This window comes from Chromobacterium violaceum ATCC 12472, assembly GCF_000007705.1.
GTDB lineage: Bacteria > Pseudomonadota > Gammaproteobacteria > Burkholderiales > Chromobacteriaceae > Chromobacterium > Chromobacterium violaceum.
In genome coordinates, this window is sequence record NC_005085.1 from 3,155,166 (window position 1) to 3,174,206 (window position 19,041).

Here is a 19,041-nt window from a genome sequence, read left to right on the forward strand (position 1 = left end):
ACCAAATCAGGACAAGGCGTTCAGGATTGTGCTGAACGTGCTCTGCGCAATCTGTATCACCTTGCTGCATGCTTGGTATGACTGCTGGTACTTGATCAGATTCGCGGCTTCTTGGTCCAGGTTCACGCCGGAGGCATTGGAATTGTTTTTCTGCGCTTCCTGCAGCGTCGTCTGCGCGGTCTGATTCTGCAGATTCACCGTATTGGTGGCATTGCCCACCGATGCCACCATCGTCGAGTAAAAGCCCTGGTAGGACTGCCCGTTCACCAGATTGATATTCTGCTGCGCGGTCATCTGGCGCAGATTGTTGCTGTCGCCGGAATTCTTGGTGCTGGTTGCGGGGCCCACGGTAAAAGTCTGGTTCGTCGCAGGCACCCCGGACAATTGAAAGCCGATGCCGACATCCACCGGCGGCACCGCCGTGGTCTGCAATTTGTAACTGTTCGGCAGAGTCGGATCGACGACCACATTGTACGGTCCGCCGCCATTGGTGCCGGTGATGGTGGCCGTCATGGTGATCGGCGAGGTCGCCGACGCCGTGACGGTCATGCCGGTCAGCTGATACGACGGGTGCTGGGTGACGGAATCCAGCACCGGTGGAGTCTTGTTGATATCGGTCTGGTACGTGCCCGGCAGATTGGACCACACGCCGCTCATCGTCACGCCGCTGCCGCCCGCGCCGCCGGTCGGCGCCAGATTGGACGCGCAAGCGAGCTGCGAAGGATCGGACATCACCACCCCGAACTGGCCCGCCGCATACTGGGGGTTGTTGACGTACTTCGACAAGTCCTGGAAGATCGCCGCGCCAGGGGTGTTGCCGTTCAGGTCCATGCCCAGCGAGTTCTGATAGTTCATCGCCGCGGACAAATTGATCGCCAGGGTGCCCAGCTGTTTTTGCGTCTGCACCAGCGGACCGTCGCGGAAATTCAGCAGCCCCGACAGCTGCCCGCCGTTCATGATGTTGTTCGGCAACATGGTCAGCGAGTTGTTCGGCCCGGCCAGCCCTATCAGGTAGTTGGCCGGGTTGTTGGGGTCCTGCTGAGTCTGCAGCGAAAAGGTCGTCGTGCCGACGACCAAGGGCTGGCCGCTGCCGATGCTGACATTGTACGAACCGTCGCTGTTCTTGTTGATGGTGGCGCCGACCAGCTGGTTCAGCTGCGTCACCGCCTGGTCGCGCTGATCCAGCAGCGTATTCGGCTGGGCGCCGTTGGGATTGCCCCCGGTGGCGGCGCCGATCTGCTGGTTAAGGTTGGCGATCTGCTGCGCCAGCGCATTGATGCTCTGCACGGAGCTGCTGATCTGGTTGTTCACCCCCTGCTGAATCTGCTGCAGCTGCGAATTCATCGAGGTCATGGAGGTGGCCAGCGCCTGGGCCATGCCCAGCACCGCCTGGCGGCTGGCGGTGGAGTTAGGCTGCTGGGTCAGAGTCTGCATCGCGCCGAAGAACGACTGGATCGCCGGGCTCACGCTTTGCGTGCTGTTCTGGATCATGTTGGCAACCTGCTGCAGCTGCTGTGACTGGGTCGTGTAGTAGCTGCTGTTAGTTTGCGCGGTCTGCATCTGGGTGACCAGGTACTGGTTGTAGGTGCGCATCACGCTGGTCGCGTCCACGCCCTGCCCCAGGTAGCCGAAGCCCGCGTTCACGGGCGTACGCCCGGCCTGCGTCATGTACTGGGCGTTGTAGCCGGGGGTATTGACGTTGGATATGTTGTTGCTGGTCACCGACAAGGCGTTTTGCGCGACATTCAGTCCGCTCAGGCCGATGCCAAAGACGTCCGCTCCGATGATAGCCATGATTACCTCTCTAAGCCTTTATCGACCGTTTTCGCCAAAGCTTGATCAAGTCCTGGCCACTTGTTGCGCCAGGCTCGCCGCCACGTCGACCAGTTTGCGCGCGTAGCGCGGGTCGGTGGCGTAGCCGCCGCTTTGCAGGCCCTGGGCGAAGCCGTACACGTTTTGCCCTTGATTCAGAACGTTCTTGTAACGCGAGGAGGATTTGAGCACTTTCGCGTAATCGGTAAAGGCCTCTGCGTATGAACCATAGGAACGGAAGGTCTCTTGCCGCTTTTGCGCCACGCCGCCCACATACTCGGTGGTCATGATCGTGGTCGTCTTGCCCTGCCAGTCGCCGCCGGCCTTGATGCCGAACAGGTTATGGCTGTCGGTTCCGTCGGCGTTGCGTATGGTCCGCTTGCCCCAGCCGCTTTCCAGCGCGGCATGGGCGACCACGCACTCGGGCGCGACGCCCAGCTGCTGGGCGGCGTCCCGCGCATGCGACAGCATGCCGCCGACGAACGATTTATTGCCGCCTCCCACGGTCTGGGACGGAGAGCTGCCGCCCGCCTCAGAAACGCCGGAAGCATTGCGATATGCCTGGGCCGCGCGCTCGCCGATCGGGCGGGCCGCCAGGGCCGGGCCGTGGGACAACAGTGCCGCGCCGTCCTTCCCGGCATCAGGCTCGAAGCCCGACTGCTTGGCGATCTGCCGGTAGATCATGTCGCCCAGGCCGATGCCGCCGCGCGAGCACAAGGCCTGGACCATCTGCTGGTCGGACAGGCCCTGGAAAGTGTCCATGCTGTTGGATGCCTCGCTCTCGTCGAACTTGGTCGCGCGCATGGTCTTCAGCATGGTGTTCATCAACAGCGCTTCGAACTGCGAAGCCGCTTCCTTGGCGGCGGCCTTGGGATCGCCGCTGGCCTTCGCCTTGAGCTTTTGCAAGCCGGTCGGATCGGCGGCCAGCTGGCGGCTCAGCATGTCGTTGGGTAACAGGCCCTGGAATTTCGCGGTCATTTCTTCGCTCCTCGGCCCCAAACCCAGCAATAATCATGCCAGGTCAGATGATCTGCAGATCGGCCTTCAAGGAGCCTGCGGACTTCATCGCCTGCAGGATGGAAATCAGATCCTGCGGCGTCGCGCCCAGCGCATTCAGCGCATTCACCACCTGGGACAGGTTTGCGCCCCCCTTCAAACCCACCACTTTGCCGCTGGTGCTGTTGATGGTGATGTCGGCCTGATTGGTGACCACGGTTTTGCCGCCGGACAAGGGATTCGGCTGGCTGACCTGCGGCGTGTTGTTGACGGTCACGGACAGGTTGCCATGGGACACCGCGCACGACCCGAGCGTCACCGCCTGGTTCATCACGATGGAGCCGGTGCGGGCATTGATGATCACCAGCGGGGAAAGATCTGCCGGATCGACGGCAATATTTTCCATCCTGGACAGGAATTGCACGCGCTGATTGCTGTCGAACGGCGCCCTCACCTCGATCAGCCGGCCGTCGACCGCGCGGGCGGTGTCGCCGCCGAACACCTTGTTGATCGCCTGTACCGCGCGGTTGGCGGTGGTGAAATCCGATTCCTGCAGTTCCAGGTGGATGAATTCGCCGTCGCCCAGCGCGGTCTGCACCTCGCGCTCCACCGTCGCGCCGGACGGAATGCGCCCCACGCTCAACTGATTGATCTGGGTGGAGCTGCCGCCGGCCGAAGCGCCGGCGCCGCCCACCACCACATTGCCCTGGGCCATCGCATAGATCTGCCCGTCCGCGCCTTTCAGCGGCGACAGCAGCAGCGTGCCGCCGCGCAGACTCTTGGCGTCGCCTATCGACGACGCGGTCACGTCCAGCATCTGGCCGCGCTTGGAGAACGGCGGCAGCGTCGCGGTCAGCGTCACCGCCGCCACGTTCTTCGGATCGATCTTGGTGCCGGGCGGCACTTGCACGCCGAGCTGGTTCAGCATATTGATCATCGCCTGCCCGGTGAACGGCGACGAGGTCACCTTGTCTCCGCTGCCGTCCAGCCCCACCACCAGGCCGTAGCCGATCAGCTGGTTGGGGCGCACCCCGCCGATATTGGCGATATCCTTCAAACGCTGGGCGGACATCGCCGGCAGCGCGGCCAGCAGCAGGCTGGCCATCACGATCCATTTTTTCATCAAACGACTCCCGCCGCCGCCGTCAGATCGGCAGCAGCGACATGAAGATCTTGGACAACCAGCCAGGCTCGTTGTACAGACGGTTGTTGCCCTTGGTCTGCTGCTCGATGCGCGCATCGGCCACCTTCAGCGACGACACGGTCCGATCCGGCGTCACGTCGCGGGGATTGACCACGCCGGAGAGGCGGATCGACTCGGTGTCGCTGTTGATGCGCACCATTTTCTCGCCGCTGACCACCAGATTGCCGTTGGCCAGCACATCGGTCACCGTCACGGTGATGGAGCTGACGAAAGTGGTGGCGACCTGGTTATTGCCCTTGCCGGTGTTATTGGCGGAGCCGGAGCTGTTGAAGCTGGTGCCGCCGAGGCCGCTGGCCAGCCCGCTGGGTAGGAAGGGGATCTTCACGCCCGCGGTGATGTTGGAGCTCAGGCCGGAGGTGCGGGTATCGGTCACCTGCTCGGACTGCGAAGTGGAGGAATTCTCCTGGATGGTGATCTGCAGCGTATCCCCCACCTGGATGGGCATCGCATCCTGGAACATCGGTCGGTAGCTCGCCGCCTGGAAGATGGCGCCATTGGCCGGCAGCCCCACCGGCCGCGGCTGGGGCTTCGCCGTGGTCGGCCCCTGCACCAGCGGCGGCTCCTGCACCGCGCAAGCCGCCAGCAGGAGCGCCGACACCATCGTGATCGCCAGTTTGCTTTTCATTGCCATGCTCCCGTCAAGGCGGCTCCGCACCGCCTCGCGATATTACAAATTGCTCAGCTTCTGCAGCATCTGGTCCGCGGTGGTCACGGCGCGGGAGTTCATTTCAAACGAACGCTGCGCGGTGATCATGTTCACCAGCTCCTCGGTCACATTGACGTTGGACGACTCCAGAAAACCGGATTTAATCGCGCCGCGATCATCGGTTTGAGGATTGCCATCCTGCGGATCGCCCGAGGCCGCGGTTTGTAGGTAGAGGTTGTTGCCTATGCTCTGCAAGCCCTGCGGGTTGATGAAGGTCGTCAGCAGAATGGTGCCCGCGGTCTGCGGCGCCGCGCTGCCCGCCAGGGTGTATTGGACGACGCCGGCGGACGAAACCGTGATCTGCTGGGCAGTGGCCGGAATATTGATGTTCGGGTTCAACGGCAGGCCATCCGGATTCACGACATTGCCGTTGGCGTCGCGCTGGAACTGGCCGTTGCGGCTGTAAGCGGTGGTGCCATCCGGCTGCAGCAGCCTGAAGAAACCGTCGCCCTGGATCTGCAGGTCCAGCGGCTGCCCAGTCTGCTGCGGGGGCCCCTGGGTGAAGATGCGAGAGGACGCCACCGCGGCCGCGCCGGTACCGACCTGCAGGCCGGTGGGATTGGCGTTGCCGTTCGCCAGCTGCCCGCCAGGCTGCCTCAGCGTCTGGTAGTAGAGGTCTTCGAATATGCCGCGGCTTTTCTTGAAACCCACGGTGTTGACGTTCGCCAGGTTGTTGGAAACCACGTCCAGCTGGAACTGGCTGGTATCCATGCCGGTCTTGGCGATATACAGTGCGCGCATCATGGCGTATTACCCTGCTTTCTTTCCGCTATGCCGTCAGCTCATGGACAGCAACTGCGCAGCCTGCTGATCGTTTTGCTGCGAGGTCTGCATCATCTTGATATTCAATTCGTACTGTCGGCCGTGCGAGATCATCTGGACCAGCGCCTCCACCGAGTTGACATTGGACGATTCCAGCGTTTCCGGCACCAGCTTCACATCGGCGCTGGCCGGCAGCGTGCCGCCGCCGTTGACGTGGAACAGTTTGTCCTCGCCCTTGTATACATCCTTGGGACCGGGATTGACCATCTTGATCTGGCCCACCAGCTGCGGCGCGCGGTTGGCGCCGGACTGCGGCACCGCCATCACGGAGCCGTCGCTGCCCAGCTGCACCTGGCTTCCCGCCGGCACCGTGATCGGGCCGCCGTCGCCCATGATCAGCAATCCGGAATGCGTGCGCATCAGGCCAGTGGCATCCAGCACATAGCCGCCGTCGCGGGTGTAGGCCTCCTGGCCGTCCGCCCCCTGCACCGCGAAGAAGCCCGGCGTGCCCAGCGCGAAATCGCTCGGATTGCCGGTATGCTGCAAGCTGCCCTGGCTGGCATCGAAACCGATGGTGTTGTCCACCACGTAAGTGCGGGTCGGGGCGCCGTCGCCCACCACCGGCAAGGCCCGGTAGGCCGCCAGATCCGCCTTGAAGGCGTTGGTGTTGACGTTGGCCAAATTGTTGGCGGTGGTCGCTTGCTGCCAAGCTTCATGCTTGGCGCCGGTCATCGCCAAAAACAGCACGCGGTCCATTATTCAGCTCAGCCCTGTTTAGATGTTCAACAACGTCTGGATCAACGTGTCCTGGGTCTTGATCGTCTGCGCGTTGGCCTGGTAGTAGCGCTGGGCAGTGATCATGTTCACCAGCTCATTGGTGAGGTTGACGTTGGAGTCCTCCACCGAGCCGGCCGTCAAGGTCCCGGCATTGCCCGTTCCCGGCTGGTTGACGGTGGCGGGGCCCGAATTGCCGCTCTGCTGCCATTGGTTGCCGCCCAGGTTCAACAGGCCTTGCGGGTTGACGAAGGTGGCCAGCGCCACCTGCCCCAGGGTCTTGGTCTGGCTATTGGAGAAGGTCGCCTGCACCACGCCGTTGCTGGCGATGCTGACGCCGGTCAGCAAGCCGGGCGCGGAGCCGTTCTGGGTAATGGTGCCGGTGCCGTAGTTTTGCGCGATCTGGTTCGACCCGGTCAGGTTGATGGCGACGGTCTGCGGCGTGGAAGAACCGTTGGTGGTGTTGAAGGTCAGGTTCACGTTGGCCGGCGTGGTGTTCGCCAAGCTGCCGTTGTTGTTGAACTTCACCGAGAAATTGGTATTGCCGCTGCCGCCGCCGGGGATCGTCGCGGGCGCGCCGTCCACGTAAGGCGTGACCGTCCAGGTATTGCCGGTGGCGCTGGTGGAGGCCAGCGAATAATAGAGCGTCACCTGGTGGGAATTGCCGAGGCTGTCGTACACCACCGTAGGACTAGGCCAATTATACGTGGTCGGATCGGTGGGATTCACCGGCGAGTTGACCGGCACCGTGGCATTGGAGTTCAGTTGCACCGGCCACGAGATTTGCGAAGTGGCCTGCGGGGAAATGGTGGTGTTGGTGATCTGGAGATTCTGCAGCGGGCCGACCTGCGGCTGGCCGGAAGTGTTGACCCCGTACCCTTGCAGGTAGGCGCCGTAGCTGTTCACCAGATAACCCTGGCTGTTCACCTGGAACTGCCCGTCCCGGGAATAGGTCTGGGTGCCGTTGGGCTGGTTCATGATGAAGAAGCCATTGTTGTTGATGGCAAGGTCCAGGCTACGTCCGGTGTTTTCGGTATTGCCCGCCGACATGTTGGCGGTCACCGCAAGGACGCTGACGCCATTGCCCGGCGAGTTCGCCGCGGTGCCGAAAATGCTTTGCGCGTACAGATCGCCGAACTCTGTGCGCGAGCTCTTGAAACCCACCGTATTGGCGTTGGCGACGTTGTTGCCGATCGAATCCAGCTGGACCGACGCCGCGTTGATTCCGCTGAGGCCTTGTTGAAAACCCATTTTACCGCTCCTTCATTCAACCTTGCGTCAAGCGACGATCAAGACATCTGCGCCACGGCCGACAGCGGCACGGACTGATTGCCCGGCAACACCAACATCGGCGAGCCGTTGAGCCAGGACACCGCCTGGACCTTCTGGTTGTTGTACGCGGTCGCGGTCGTGTTGCCGCCCGCGCTGGCCTGCGTCACCTTGACCTGGAAAGTGTAATTCCCGGCGGGCAAGGCATGGCCCTTCCCATCCGTCCCGTCCCAGTTGAAGGTATTCAGGCCCTTGCTGGGATTGGCGACGGTTACGGTATCGACGACATTGCCGTTCTTGTCCAGCACGCTGACCTGATAGGACGAGGCCGGGCCGCTGAGCATGACGCCGCCCTGGGTCGTCTGCCCCGCGGCCGGCGACGCCAGCGTGTTGCCGGCGACCAGCACGTTGTTGCCTATCATGCCGGTCGCCATCATCGATTGCGACGCGTTCTGGGAAGCGACCAGTTGCTGCATGGTCAGATTCAGCGACTGCAGGCCCGAAACCTGGCTGATCTGCGCCATCTGGCTGGTCAGCTGGCTGTTGTCCATCGGATTGAGCGGATCCTGCGCATTCAACTGCGCCGTCAGCAGCGTCAGAAAATTGTTCTGCAGGCTCTGCGCGCTGGTGGCGCTGCCTGTATTGCCGGACGCGCCGCCATTCGCCGCCTGCATGCTGGAGGCGCCCGGCGCCAGCTGATTGTTCAGCGAGTTGAAATTGAAAGTGGTTCCAGCTGCAGAGGCCATGACTGTCGCTCCTTAAATTACTGGCCCAGCTGCAGGGTTTTCTGCAGCAGACTCTTGGCGGTGTTCATCATCTCAACGTTGTTCTGGTAGGCGCGAGAAGCGGCGATCATGTCGGCCATCTCCTCCACCACGTTGACATTGGGCATGGTCACGTAGCCGCGCTCGTCAGCCAGCGGATTACCCGGTTCGTACTTCAGCCGCGGCGGCGATTGATCCTCTACCACCGAAGTGACGCGCACGCCGGCCACCTGGGGCTGGGCGGCATCCACCGGCACCGCGGTGAACACCACGTGGCGACCCTTGTACGGCTGCCCGGTGGAGCTGGTGGCGCTTTCGGCGTTGGCCAGGTTGCTGGCCACCACGTTGAGCCGCATCGACTGCGCGGAAAGCGCGGAACCCGAAATATTGAAGAGATTGGACAAGGACATTCAATCAGCCTCCGTTGCCGCTGCCCTGGATCGCCGAGTTCAGCCCGCTGATCTTCTTGTTCAGAAACGCCAGCGTGGACTGATACTGCAAAGCGTTGTCGGCGAAAGCGCCGCGCTCGATATCCATGTCGACCGTGTTGCCGTCCAGGCTGGGCTGCACCGCGCTGCGGTATTGCAGCTGCACGCCGGCGGCGCCGCCAGTCTGGTTTGCGATATGGCGCGCGTCGGTCAGCGCCAGTCCCAGCTGCCCCTGCTTGTCCACCTGCGCCTGAAGCGCCGACTTGAAATCGAAATCCACCGCCTTGTAATACGGCGTTTCGGCGTTCGCCACATTGCTGCCTATCACTTCGGCACGATACGCCTGCAAGTTCAGCGCGCGCTGCTGAAAGTCGAAATAGTGGGCAATCTTGTCTAGCATTGGGCAATCTCCTCGCTGGCCTACGCTAAAGCACGAAGTGTGCCAGCACCCGAAAGGCCCGAAAAGCCAAGTTTTCACGCCGATTCGGCGCCAAGCGGCAAGTTTGCCGGACGGCCGAAAGGATGGCAGCGGCAAAACTTGCCGCCCGCGCGGCGGCGCCACTCAAATCAGGCCATCTGCGGATTTTGCTTGCCGGTCCATCCAAATCGTGCCAAACCGACAATAATGCAAATAAGTAGAATGTCGGAGCGGAGCAATGCTGGCTTTGGAACAACTGCTGATCTCACTGGCCGAACCCTCGCCGGTTCAGGCGCAAATCATCACCAAGGCGCTGGAGGCCATGGGCGCCGCGCAGATAGAAGTGCATCCATCCGGCCGCGAGCTGATAGAGCAGGCCCGGCAACGGCGGCCGAACCTGATCATCAGCGCCTACCACCTGCCCGACATCACCGGCGCCGAGCTGGTCCGGGAACTTCGGGAAAGCACGGATCTGTACGACCTGCCCTTCATCCTGATCTCCAGCGAAACCAATCCGGAGCGGCTGGAAACGATACGCCAGGCCGGCAGCCTGGCCATCCTGCCCAAGCCATTCACCCACGATGAGTTCGACCAGGCGATGCAGTCGGTGATGAACTTCCTCAACTGCCCCAGCCTGGGCGCCGAAGTCGATGCCGACATGGCGCTGATGAACGTGCTGATCGTCGACGACAGCAGCACCTCTCGCCACCACATCCGGCAGGTACTGGAAAAGCTGGGCTTCGAGCACTTCTGCGAAGCGGCCAGCAGCGAAGCCGCCATTCCCTACCTGGAGCAGGAGCCGTTCAAGCTGATCATCACCGACTACCACATGCCGGGCATGGACGGGCTGGATTTCGCGCGCCACGTCCGCAGCAGCGGCCTGCAACCGGACGCCCCGGTGCTAATGATCACCAGCGATAGCGACAATATCAACAAGGACGACCTGGAGGATGCCGGCATCGCGGCCTGCTGCCAGAAGCCCTTCGACATGGACAAGCTCCGCGAGCTGATCCGCACCCTGCTCAACGAATACTGACCGGAAGCCGCGCGCATGGAAAAACGCCCGGCAAGCCGGGCGTTTTTTTCACATCGGAGCTCTCGACCCGCGCCATGGCGCTTGGGCCGGGTCGCCGGCGGTCAGCGCGGCGCCACCCACACCAGGCGCGAGTGCGCCTTGTCGGCGCCGAAAGACTGGCGGCGCCAATAGCCCTGGCTGGCGTATTCGGCGCCGTCGGCCAGCTCCGCCACCCGGCAGAACGTCACTTCGCCGAAACCCGATTTCAGCAGTTGGCTGCGCGCCTTCTGCCGGGTCTTGACGCACGACGGATGCGCGGCATCGGCCACCCATCCGGCCGGAGCGGAAGCCTCCCAGCCCTTGGACAGCTCGAGCTTGGGCTGGGTCATCATCGCCAGCCCGTTCAGCACGGAAGACAGCAGCGCCCGCCATTCGTCCGGCACGGCCTCCAGCTGCGGCGCCAGCTCGCCCGGATATTCGACCCGGGCCAGCTCCACCTGGTCGGCCGCCTGCAGCCAGTTGACGCCATTCGGCGCGAAGCCCATGCGCACCATCGTCAACAGCAGGGCGCGGCGTTCGGGCTGATGCACGACGAAAGCGCCGCCTTCGCCCGGCACATGCAGGAAAAACGCGGCGGCCGGCAGACTCAGCGTATCGGGCAAATTGGACGGCTGGCGGGTGTGGGCCAGCGCCGACGCCAGCGCAGCGTCCAGATGGGAAACCACACGCCCATGGCGCACGAAGTGCCCCCAGGCCTCGGCCAGCGCCAGTTCGCAGACGATCGTGGCCTGGGGAATCTCGAACACCTGCGCCGCCCGCTCCAGTTCGCGCTTGATCACGTCCTTCATCTGCGCCCGGGCCTCGGCGGCCTGAACCGTCTGGACATACAGCTGCCCCACTCGCTTGGCCCAGGGCCGGGTGGCTGCGTAGCGTTGCACGGCGTATTCCATTCCACTGCTTCCCTCAAAATGAAAAAGGGCCGCATTGTAGCAAACGCGGCCCTATGTCCCAACCCGTCCGGATCTAGGGGCTGTTGACGTTTGCTGAGTGGATCGCGTCTGCGCCGTTTGAGACGGAAGCAAGGCGCACAGTCCGACGCACAGTCATGCTATGCAAGGGCTGGGCAACGCGGCTTCCGTCCCAAAGCGGCCAAACCCGCGGGGCCGGGCGCTTTTCGCGACGACGCTTCGTTGTTCCGCGCTGGCAGAGCATGACTATGCGGCGCGCGAAACGCCTGGATTCGCCGCAAAACGCATCCCGGCGCGGCCGCTCAGCAAACGTCAACAGCCCCTAGCTGTCCCGCGGACGCACCCCGGCCGTCGATCGATCCTGAATGATCCCGGAATACAGCCATTGCCTGAAGTGATTCAGCGTCATCGGCTTGCCGAAATAAAAGCCCTGCAGCAGCTCGAAGCCTTTCCCGCTCAGATCGCTCTGCTGCCCCGAAGTCTCCACGCCCTTGACGATCACCCTCACGCCCGGCTCGCCGGACGACAACACGCCATCCCGCCCGCCGCCGCGCAGCGCGTCCCATTCCAGCGTCGAGACAAGGCCTTTCTCCACCTTCAGATAATCGAAGCCCCAACGCCGCAGATACGCCACGTCGGCGTAACCGGAACCGAAATCGTCCAGCGCCAGCTTCACGCCCTCGCGCTTCAGCCGCCTGATCACGCCTAACGCGCCGGACGCCTCGCTCAGCGGCACCTGCTCGGAAATTTCCAGCACCAGCGTCGCCTGCTTGGCGCGCAGCATGTCCACCATCTCGCGGCAGTCCTGCACCAGTTCCGGCAAGGCCAGATGCTCGCCGGCGATGTTGACGCCCACCATGAAATCCGGCGGCAGCGCCACCTTGCGCAACTCGTCGCACACCCGCTTGAGCAGATAGCGCGTCAGCGGCACGATCAAGCCCGCCTCGACCGCCTCCGGTATGAACAGGTCGGCCCGCACATTGCCCCGAACCGGATGGCGCCAGCGCGCCAGCACTTCCACGCCGACGCACTCGCCGCGGGTGCCGGTGACAATCGGCTGGTAATGCGCGAAGAACGCCTGGCTGCGCATCCCCTCCGAAATCTCCCAACCGCCCGCGCCGCGCAGCCCCGCTCCCCGCCGCAGCCAGCCGGCGAGCATCGCCCCGACCAGCGCCGCCAACAGGCCGATCTCCGACGCTATCGCCCAGCCGCGCCAGTCCGGCGGATCAAAGCTCGCAGCCCCCAGACGCCAGAGCAGAAACAGCGCAGGCAGCGCGCACGCCGCCACCGCCAGCGCATACACCGGCGCCGCGCCGGCGCCAACCGCCCGCCGCGACAGCCATACACCCAGCTTCCGCCCCAACCGCATTCGCCCGCCCCCTGCCCCGCGCCCATAGTGGCAGTGTAGCGAGCCGCGGCCGCTTCGCCAGCCCCGGCGCCCCTTGCTTGTGGTTCGCAAGCTAATTTTCCAGACAGGACGATTCAAGACGCAAACAATCAAATACTTACCCGGCCAATTTTCAGAAAACTATTGCGTTGCGCGGCTAATTAATGTACAGTCCTGCCTCTTGTAATTTCACCGGGCAAACCCACCCCTCGCCTCGCCCGAGTGTGTTCTTCATCGTCCCTGACCATTTTCAGGCTTCGTCCATGCTTGAGTCTTTCCGACTGGACTGCTGTTCGCCGCTTGCCAGGTTGGTGCCGATGAGTTGCGGCCTAGAAGGCGCCGCATAACCGCCACGAAACCTGGCTTAACGAGTGACGCCGGCAGCAAGCCGGCCTGAAAGGACATCATGACGTTCTCCGATCTGGGCATCGCCCCGACCATCCTGCGCGCGCTGCAAGCCGCCGGCTACGAAAACCCGACCGCGGTGCAGGCTGAAGCCGTGCCGGCGGCCATCGCCGGCCGCGACCTGCTGGTATCCGCCCAGACCGGCAGCGGCAAGACCGCGGCCTTCCTGCTGCCGGCGCTGACCAAGCTGTCCGAGCGCTCCACCGCCAAGGGCCAGGGCCCGCGCGTGCTGGTGCTGACGCCGACCCGCGAACTGGCCCAGCAGGTGGAGAAGAACGCGCTGGAATACGGCAAGGACCTGCGCTGGATGCGCACCGCCTGCCTGGTGGGCGGCTCCTCCTTCGGCTACCAGATCCGCGCGCTGTCGCGCCCGATCGACCTGATCGTGGCCACCCCGGGCCGCCTGATGGACCACATGCGCTCCGGCCGCATCGACTTCTCCCGCCTGGAAATGCTGGTGCTGGACGAAGCCGACCGCATGCTGGACATGGGCTTCATCGACGATATCGAAGCCATCGTCAAGGCCACCCCGGAAACCCGCCAGACCGTGCTGTTCTCCGCCACGCTGGACGGCATCGTCGGCCGCATGGCTGAAAAGATGACCCGCGATCCGCAGCGCATCGAGATCGCCCGCACCGAAACCTCCGGCGGCACCATCGAAGAACACCTGCTGTACGCGGACGACCTGAACCACAAGCACCGTCTGCTGGACTACATCCTGAAAGAATCCGGCTTCGACCAGTGCGTGATCTTCTCCGCCACCAAGGCTTACTCGGAAGAACTGGCCGACAAGCTGTCCGACCAGGGCTACTCCGCCGCCTGCCTGCACGGCGACATGCCGCAAAGCTGGCGCAACCGCACGCTGAACGACCTGCGCCGCGGCCGCATCAAGGTGCTGGTGGCCACCGACGTGGCCGCTCGCGGCATCGACGTGCCGACCATCACCCACGTGGTGAACTTCGACCTGCCGAAGCAGGCTGAAGACTACGTGCACCGCATCGGCCGCACCGGCCGCGCCGGCCGCGACGGCACCGCGATCACCCTGGCGGAATCCAAGGAATTCCACAAGGTGCGCCGCATCGAGCAATACCTGAAGCGCCAGATCACCGAAGGCGTGATCGACGGCCTGGAACCGACCCGTCGCCCGCCCAAGGGCCCGCGCCGCAACAACAACGGCAAGGGCGGCTACGGCGACCGCCGCCATGGCAGCGGCAACGGCCGCGGCGGCTACGGCAACAACCGTCGCGAAGGCGGCTACCAGGGCCAGCGCCGCGAAGGCGGCTATCAAGGCAACCGCGGTCCGCGCAGCAGCGCGCAGTAAGGTTGATCTGAAAATGAAAAACGGCGGGACTTCCCGCCGTTTTTTTATTCTGCGCGCAGAAGCGCAGCCCATTACCGCTTGGCAGATGAATGGGACACTCCGCATCGCAAAATGGTATACCCCTGATCCCAGCCGCCATTGGGCAGCCCCTGGCTGTTATAATGTGTCGCCCCCATGAAAATGCCCTTGCCGCTGGTGCTCCACATGCTGCTGGGAAAGGGAATAAGCTGGTTGAGCTTTGATGTTGAGTAAGCGCCCTGACTCCCAGGCACAAAGGAAATATCGCCGTTAAAGACGATGCGGCTAGTTCGGAATGAAGAGTAGTTATATCCCTGCTGAACCTCGCCGCTGATGATCATTTCCTTGTCGTTGAACTGTATGCCCGTCACCCCCTTCCCTGCCCACTGAGCGCCATTGAAATCACCCCAGGAGCCGCTAGCGGTGAATCCAACCAGGGTAATGGTCTTGGTCACCCGATAACCATTCACATTGCCCGCAATCGTCAAGACATTGGGCGTTTCCGCAGCGATGTAATTGATATTGGCATTGGTGCCTCGGAAATCGAACCCTTCCCCCACGATCGCATAATTCGTATCGCAGAAACCCGGTGTTTCCGCATGCGCAATGGCGCTGATTGCACCAAACGCGCCTGCGACAGCGACGAACGCAGCGCGTTTTCTCATCACGGTTTCAAACATGTCATTATCGCCTTCAAGGTTTTATAAAACACCTGCCAAGCAAGCGCTCTCCGCATGATTAAGCATGAAGAAGGTAATGTCAAATAAATTTATTTCAAAAAATTAAATAATTTTGGCATTTTCCAAAACTTCATTGCACCTCATGGCAAATTTTAAAACCATGCCTCTGAGCCAAAGCCATCAAGAACCACGCGCCATGCGGCAGCCACTGCTCGCTCCAGCGCCATGACTGGCTGATGTCGGTCTCCTCCGGCAGCAGGAAGGCTATGCCGCCGTCGCTTCCCGGCTCGGCGGTGATGCCGTTGCAGACCCCGCCCGGCGCATTGCAATACCCGGGCTCGTAATGCGGGTTGTTGCGGCCATGCCCCTGCCACATGCAGACGTCGAACGGATTGCGGCCCAACACCCAGTCCACCGCCGACTGCGCGTAGGCGTCCAGGCCGCCGGCCAGCTCTGGCCAGCGCGCAGCGCCCTTCCAGGCGGCGGCCGCCAGCGAGCCCAGCCTCGCGTTTTCGCCCTGCCACCAATAGCCGCTGGCATTGCGCTGCGGCATGAAGAAGCGCGCGCCCTCGCTTTCCCCCGGCTGCCTCACCCATTGGCGCGGATAGCCGAAAGGATTGCCATCCGCGCTGCGGGCGAGCTCGCCTTGCAGCCCCCTCAGCCACCCTTGCTCGACAGCCGCCGCGCCGGGGCCGTCCGGCAATACCTCCAGGTAGCGCGCCAGCGCGAAATAAGGCAGCCCCGCGTCCGACGCGTGGCAGAAACTGCGGCTTCGGCTGTTGTCCAGCCAGAACCAGCCGTCGGCATGCTGGCGTTCCAGCAGGCAAGCCGCGCGCTCGGCGGCGGCATCGGCGTAATCGCTGTCGCCGCAGGCCGCGTACAACTCGCAGGCCGCCAGCAGCGCGCAGTAGTCGTCGATCAGGTTTTCCTCGCCGTCCGCCAGATATGAGCCGCCGTGCTCCTGCAAGTGGGCGAAACCCTGGCGCGCGGCCGCCAGGTATTCGGCGCGTTCGCTCTCGCCATCGCGGGGCAGCTTTGACGCCGCCGCCAGCGCCGCCACCGCCATGCCGCCGCCCTGGCGCCAGCCGGCCTGGAAAGCCCGCGAGCGAAGTCCCTGCTGGGTGGAATAGGCGCACAGGCTGCGCCGCTTCTCATCCTTGCTCCAGCCGTCGAACAGGGTCTGGTAGAAAAAACCCGACTCGTGCTGCATGCGCAGCAGGAAATCGGCGCCATGCAGCGCCTCGTCCACCAAACGCTCGTCAAACCACTTGCCCTGCGGCGGCAACGCCTGGCGCGTCTGGATCAGGCTCCAGACCAGCAGCGGCGTCTGCTGGGGGTTCAGATAATTGGTATAGGACAGGTGGCTCAGATACTTGGAACAGTCGCCGGAGGCGTCGAACCAGCCGCCGTGCGCGTCGCGCCGCGCCCCGCCGCCCTCTTCCGGCGCGGACCGGTCGGCCAGGTCGTACAGGCCGCTGCAACGCTGGGACTTGAAATAGAACAACAGGTCGGACAACAACGCCGGCCCGTAAAGGCTGTCCGCCACCTCGAACGGCGCCGACACCAGCGGCGGCGCGCTGCCTTCCAGCCATAGCTGGTAGCGGCCCGGCTGGCGCAGCGCGTCGAGATCGGCGCGCCAGTAATGCCAATCGCGCCAGCCGTTCACGCCGCCCAGCGCGCGCAAGGGGACGCGCAAGACCACCTTGCCGGCGGCATCCAGCACCGCCGCGCCGTCCACCGCCGCGCCGGCCTCCCCCTGCAGCAGCGCCGGCTTGGCCGCCGCGCTCTCGAAGCCCAGATGATTGAACAGGAACCGCATCGCCATCGTCGCCCTCCAGTCTGATCACGCGCGCCGAACGCTCAGCGCCGGCCGTTCTTCAACAACACCTCGTATTGCGGGTTGAATTCATCGAATACCAGCAGGGCCGCCGCGCCCAGCGCCACCACGTCGCGCCCGGCGCTGCCCAGCCTCAGCCTGTCGCCGCTGCTGCTGCGCACCGACAGCGGCAGCGGGTGCAAGCGCGCCAGCAGCGCCTCCTGCCAGGCCGGAGGCAGCAACCCGCCCAACACCACGGCGTCGATGTCCAGCAAAGACTCCAGGATATTGATCGCCTGCCTCAGCGGCCCCGCGGCGGCATCCAGCCAGCGCTGGCCGGCGGCATCGATGCCGCGGCCCGCCAGGTGCTCTGGCGTGGCGAGCGGCCCGCCGGCGATGCCCAGCGCCTCGTACAGCGCCTGCAGCGACACATAGCGCTCCAGGCAGCCGCGGTTGCCGCAATCGCAAGGCCGCCCGTCCGGCACCACCATCATGTGTCCCACCTCGCCGGCGTTGCGCCGGCCGCCGGTGTACAAGCGGCCGTCCAGAAACAGGCCTGCGCCCAAACCCGCGCCGACGAACAGATAGACGAAATTGCGCAGCGTGCTGGCCGTGCCGTACAGCCGCTCGCCTATCGCCGCGGCGGTGGCATCCTTCTCCAGCAGCACCGGCAAGCCCAGCGCGCGCGTCAACGAAGCCGAATCCACGCCCTCCCATCCCGGCAGCGTGGTCGGCCCGACCGAGGTCATGCCCTCCACCCCGAACGGCCCCGGCATCACCAGCCCCAGCCCCAGCAAGCGCCCCCAATCCAAGCCTGACTCCTGCCTCAAGCGCTGCAGCAGGCCGGCGATCAGCGGCAAGGCCTCATCCGGCGTCGGGCGGTCCACCGCCAGCTCCAGCCGGAACCGCGCCTGGCCCGACAGATCCAGCGCCAGCGCCACCAGCATCTGGTGATCCAGTTGCATCCCGACCGCGTAGGCACCATCCGGATTCAGGCTGAGCGGAATCGCCGGCTGGCCGCGGCCGCCCTCGCGCAGCGGCTCGCCCGCCAGCAGCATGCCGGCGTCCAACAGTTCCGCGGCGATATTGGACACCGTCTGCGGCGTCAGCGCGGTCAAGCGCGCCAGATCGGCCCGGGTCAGCTGGCCGTTCAAACGCACGGTTTCCAGCACCGCGCGGCGGTTGTGCGAGCGGGCGTGCTCGAGATTGGTACCGGACACCATGTTCGGCCCGGCGCTGGAGGGGGCTTTTCTCATGAGACGGGAGTATGACTTCGCGCCCCGCCACACACAAGCCGTTGTCATTTCCTTGCATTTAAATAAATCAAGTTGACGAAATAAATTTCGAATGCTTTACTGCATGAAATCCAAACGTCATCATTCGAGCGAGGCGGGCCGGATGGCCCGGCAGACGATGAATCCAAGCATCCGATACCTGATAGGCGTGGATGGCGGCGGCACCGGCACCCGCATCCGGCTGCACGCGTCCGACGGCACCCCTCTGGCCATGGCCGAAGGCGGCGCCTCGGCGCTGTCCCAGGGCATCGCCAAATCGTGGCAAGCCGTGCTCTCGACGCTGGAGGCCGCGTTCCAACAGGCAGGACTGCCCGCCGCCCCGGCCAGCGCATGCGCGATAGGCCTCGGACTATCCGGCGTGCACAACCGGCAATGGGCTGGCGAATTCGAATCGCAGGCGCCAGGCTTCGCCCGCCTCAGCCTGGCCACCGACGGCTACACCACCCTGCTCGGCGCGCACGGCGGCCAACCCGGCATCATCGTCGCGCTGGGCACCGGCAGCATAGGCGAGGCGCTCTACCCCGACGGCAGCCACCGCGAAGCCGGCGGCTGGGGCTATCCCAGCGGCGACGAAGCCAGCGGCGCTTGGCTGGGACAGCGCGCCGCCCAGCTCACCCAGATGGCGCTGGACGGCCGGCACAGCCACAGCCCGCTGACCCGCGCGGTGCTGGACTTCGTCGGCGGCGACTGGCAGGCGATGATGGCCTGGAACGGCCGCGCCACGCCGGCGCAGTTCGCGCGGCTGGCGCCGCTGGTGCTGAGCGCCGCCCGCGTCGACCCCGAGGCCGACGCCTTGCTGCGCCAGGCCGGCGAGGACGCCTGGGCCATCGCCCGCGCGCTGGACCCGCAAGACGAACTGCCGGTGGCGCTGTGCGGCGGCCTGGGCCAGGCGCTGCGCGACTGGCTGCCGCCGGGCTTCCGCCAGCGGCTGGTCGCGCCGCAAGGCGACTCCGCCCAGGGCGCGCTGCTGCTGTTGCAGCGGCCGAGCACACGATAACAGGAG

At 64.3% G+C, this 19,041-nt stretch carries 18 protein-coding genes; 3 read left to right on the forward strand and 15 right to left on the reverse strand.

What is annotated here, in order from left to right:
- Window positions 1-6 precede the first annotated feature (6 nt).
- Genes flgK through flgB form a run of 10 tightly spaced genes read right to left on the reverse strand, consistent with a single transcriptional unit; the run spans window position 7 to window position 9,115 of the window.
- Window positions 7-1,794 (reverse strand): flagellar hook-associated protein FlgK, encoded by a 1,788-nt coding sequence (flgK, locus tag CV_RS14090; protein ID WP_011136426.1) that lies wholly within the window; start codon window positions 1,792-1,794, stop codon window positions 7-9.
- Between the two features lie 45 nt (window positions 1,795-1,839).
- Window positions 1,840-2,790, reverse strand: a complete 951-nt coding sequence (gene flgJ, locus CV_RS14095) for a flagellar assembly peptidoglycan hydrolase FlgJ (protein WP_043596353.1) — start codon at window positions 2,788-2,790, stop codon at window positions 1,840-1,842.
- A 43-nt stretch (window positions 2,791-2,833) separates the two neighbouring features.
- A complete protein-coding gene (locus tag CV_RS14100) occupies window positions 2,834-3,931 on the reverse strand; it encodes a flagellar basal body P-ring protein FlgI (protein WP_011136428.1) in 1,098 nt (365 codons plus the stop codon).
- 22 nt (window positions 3,932-3,953) lie between these two features.
- Complete coding sequence (locus CV_RS14105; protein WP_011136429.1) at window positions 3,954-4,637, reverse strand: flagellar basal body L-ring protein FlgH; 684 nt, start codon at window positions 4,635-4,637, stop codon at window positions 3,954-3,956.
- Window positions 4,638-4,679: 42 nt separating this feature from the next.
- Entirely contained in the window at window positions 4,680-5,462 is a 783-nt protein-coding gene (gene flgG, locus CV_RS14110; protein WP_011136430.1) for a flagellar basal-body rod protein FlgG, read from the reverse strand.
- A gap of 33 nt (window positions 5,463-5,495) precedes the next feature.
- Window positions 5,496-6,236: a flagellar basal body rod protein FlgF gene (locus tag CV_RS14115; protein WP_011136431.1), complete on the reverse strand. Its 741-nt coding sequence runs from the start codon at window positions 6,234-6,236 to the stop codon at window positions 5,496-5,498.
- Between the two features lie 18 nt (window positions 6,237-6,254).
- Window positions 6,255-7,505 (reverse strand): flagellar hook protein FlgE, encoded by a 1,251-nt coding sequence (flgE, locus tag CV_RS14120; RefSeq protein ID WP_011136432.1) that lies wholly within the window; start codon window positions 7,503-7,505, stop codon window positions 6,255-6,257.
- A 38-nt stretch (window positions 7,506-7,543) separates the two neighbouring features.
- Window positions 7,544-8,269, reverse strand: coding sequence for a flagellar hook assembly protein FlgD (locus CV_RS14125; RefSeq protein WP_052263100.1), 726 nt, complete (start codon window positions 8,267-8,269; stop codon window positions 7,544-7,546).
- 17 nt (window positions 8,270-8,286) lie between these two features.
- Entirely contained in the window at window positions 8,287-8,697 is a 411-nt protein-coding gene (flgC, locus tag CV_RS14130; RefSeq protein WP_011136434.1) for a flagellar basal body rod protein FlgC, read from the reverse strand.
- Between the two features lie 4 nt (window positions 8,698-8,701).
- Complete coding sequence (flgB, locus tag CV_RS14135) at window positions 8,702-9,115, reverse strand: flagellar basal body rod protein FlgB (RefSeq protein ID WP_011136435.1); 414 nt, start codon at window positions 9,113-9,115, stop codon at window positions 8,702-8,704.
- 256 nt (window positions 9,116-9,371) lie between these two features.
- Here flgB and CV_RS14140 point away from each other — a divergent pair, with 256 nt between their 5' ends.
- Window positions 9,372-10,169 (forward strand): response regulator, encoded by a 798-nt coding sequence (locus CV_RS14140; RefSeq protein ID WP_043596356.1) that lies wholly within the window; start codon window positions 9,372-9,374, stop codon window positions 10,167-10,169.
- 101 nt (window positions 10,170-10,270) lie between these two features.
- On the opposite strand, the gene CV_RS14145 is transcribed toward CV_RS14140, so the two are convergent.
- Window positions 10,271-11,086, reverse strand: a complete 816-nt coding sequence (locus CV_RS14145) for a hypothetical protein (protein WP_227590043.1) — start codon at window positions 11,084-11,086, stop codon at window positions 10,271-10,273.
- A 352-nt stretch (window positions 11,087-11,438) separates the two neighbouring features.
- Window positions 11,439-12,485, reverse strand: coding sequence for an EAL domain-containing protein (locus CV_RS14150; protein ID WP_011136438.1), 1,047 nt, complete (start codon window positions 12,483-12,485; stop codon window positions 11,439-11,441).
- Between the two features lie 424 nt (window positions 12,486-12,909).
- Between CV_RS14150 and CV_RS14155 the strand changes: the two genes are divergently transcribed.
- On the forward strand, window positions 12,910-14,229 hold the full coding sequence (locus tag CV_RS14155; protein ID WP_011136439.1) for a DEAD/DEAH box helicase: 1,320 nt from the start codon (window positions 12,910-12,912) through the stop codon (window positions 14,227-14,229).
- Between the two features lie 71 nt (window positions 14,230-14,300).
- Here the strand turns inward: CV_RS14155 and CV_RS14160 are convergent, their stop codons facing one another.
- The 3 genes from CV_RS14160 to CV_RS14170 form a co-directional block, all read right to left on the reverse strand.
- Window positions 14,301-14,927, reverse strand: coding sequence for a hypothetical protein (locus CV_RS14160; RefSeq protein WP_043596358.1), 627 nt, complete (start codon window positions 14,925-14,927; stop codon window positions 14,301-14,303).
- A 130-nt stretch (window positions 14,928-15,057) separates the two neighbouring features.
- On the reverse strand, window positions 15,058-16,752 hold the full coding sequence (locus CV_RS14165; protein WP_227590044.1) for a glycoside hydrolase family 9 protein: 1,695 nt from the start codon (window positions 16,750-16,752) through the stop codon (window positions 15,058-15,060).
- 35 nt (window positions 16,753-16,787) lie between these two features.
- Window positions 16,788-17,999, reverse strand: a complete 1,212-nt coding sequence (locus tag CV_RS14170) for an ROK family transcriptional regulator (protein WP_011136442.1) — start codon at window positions 17,997-17,999, stop codon at window positions 16,788-16,790.
- A gap of 157 nt (window positions 18,000-18,156) precedes the next feature.
- Between CV_RS14170 and CV_RS14175 the strand changes: the two genes are divergently transcribed.
- Complete coding sequence (locus tag CV_RS14175; protein WP_043598082.1) at window positions 18,157-19,035, forward strand: BadF/BadG/BcrA/BcrD ATPase family protein; 879 nt, start codon at window positions 18,157-18,159, stop codon at window positions 19,033-19,035.
- The last annotated feature ends 6 nt before the right edge of the window (window positions 19,036-19,041 follow it).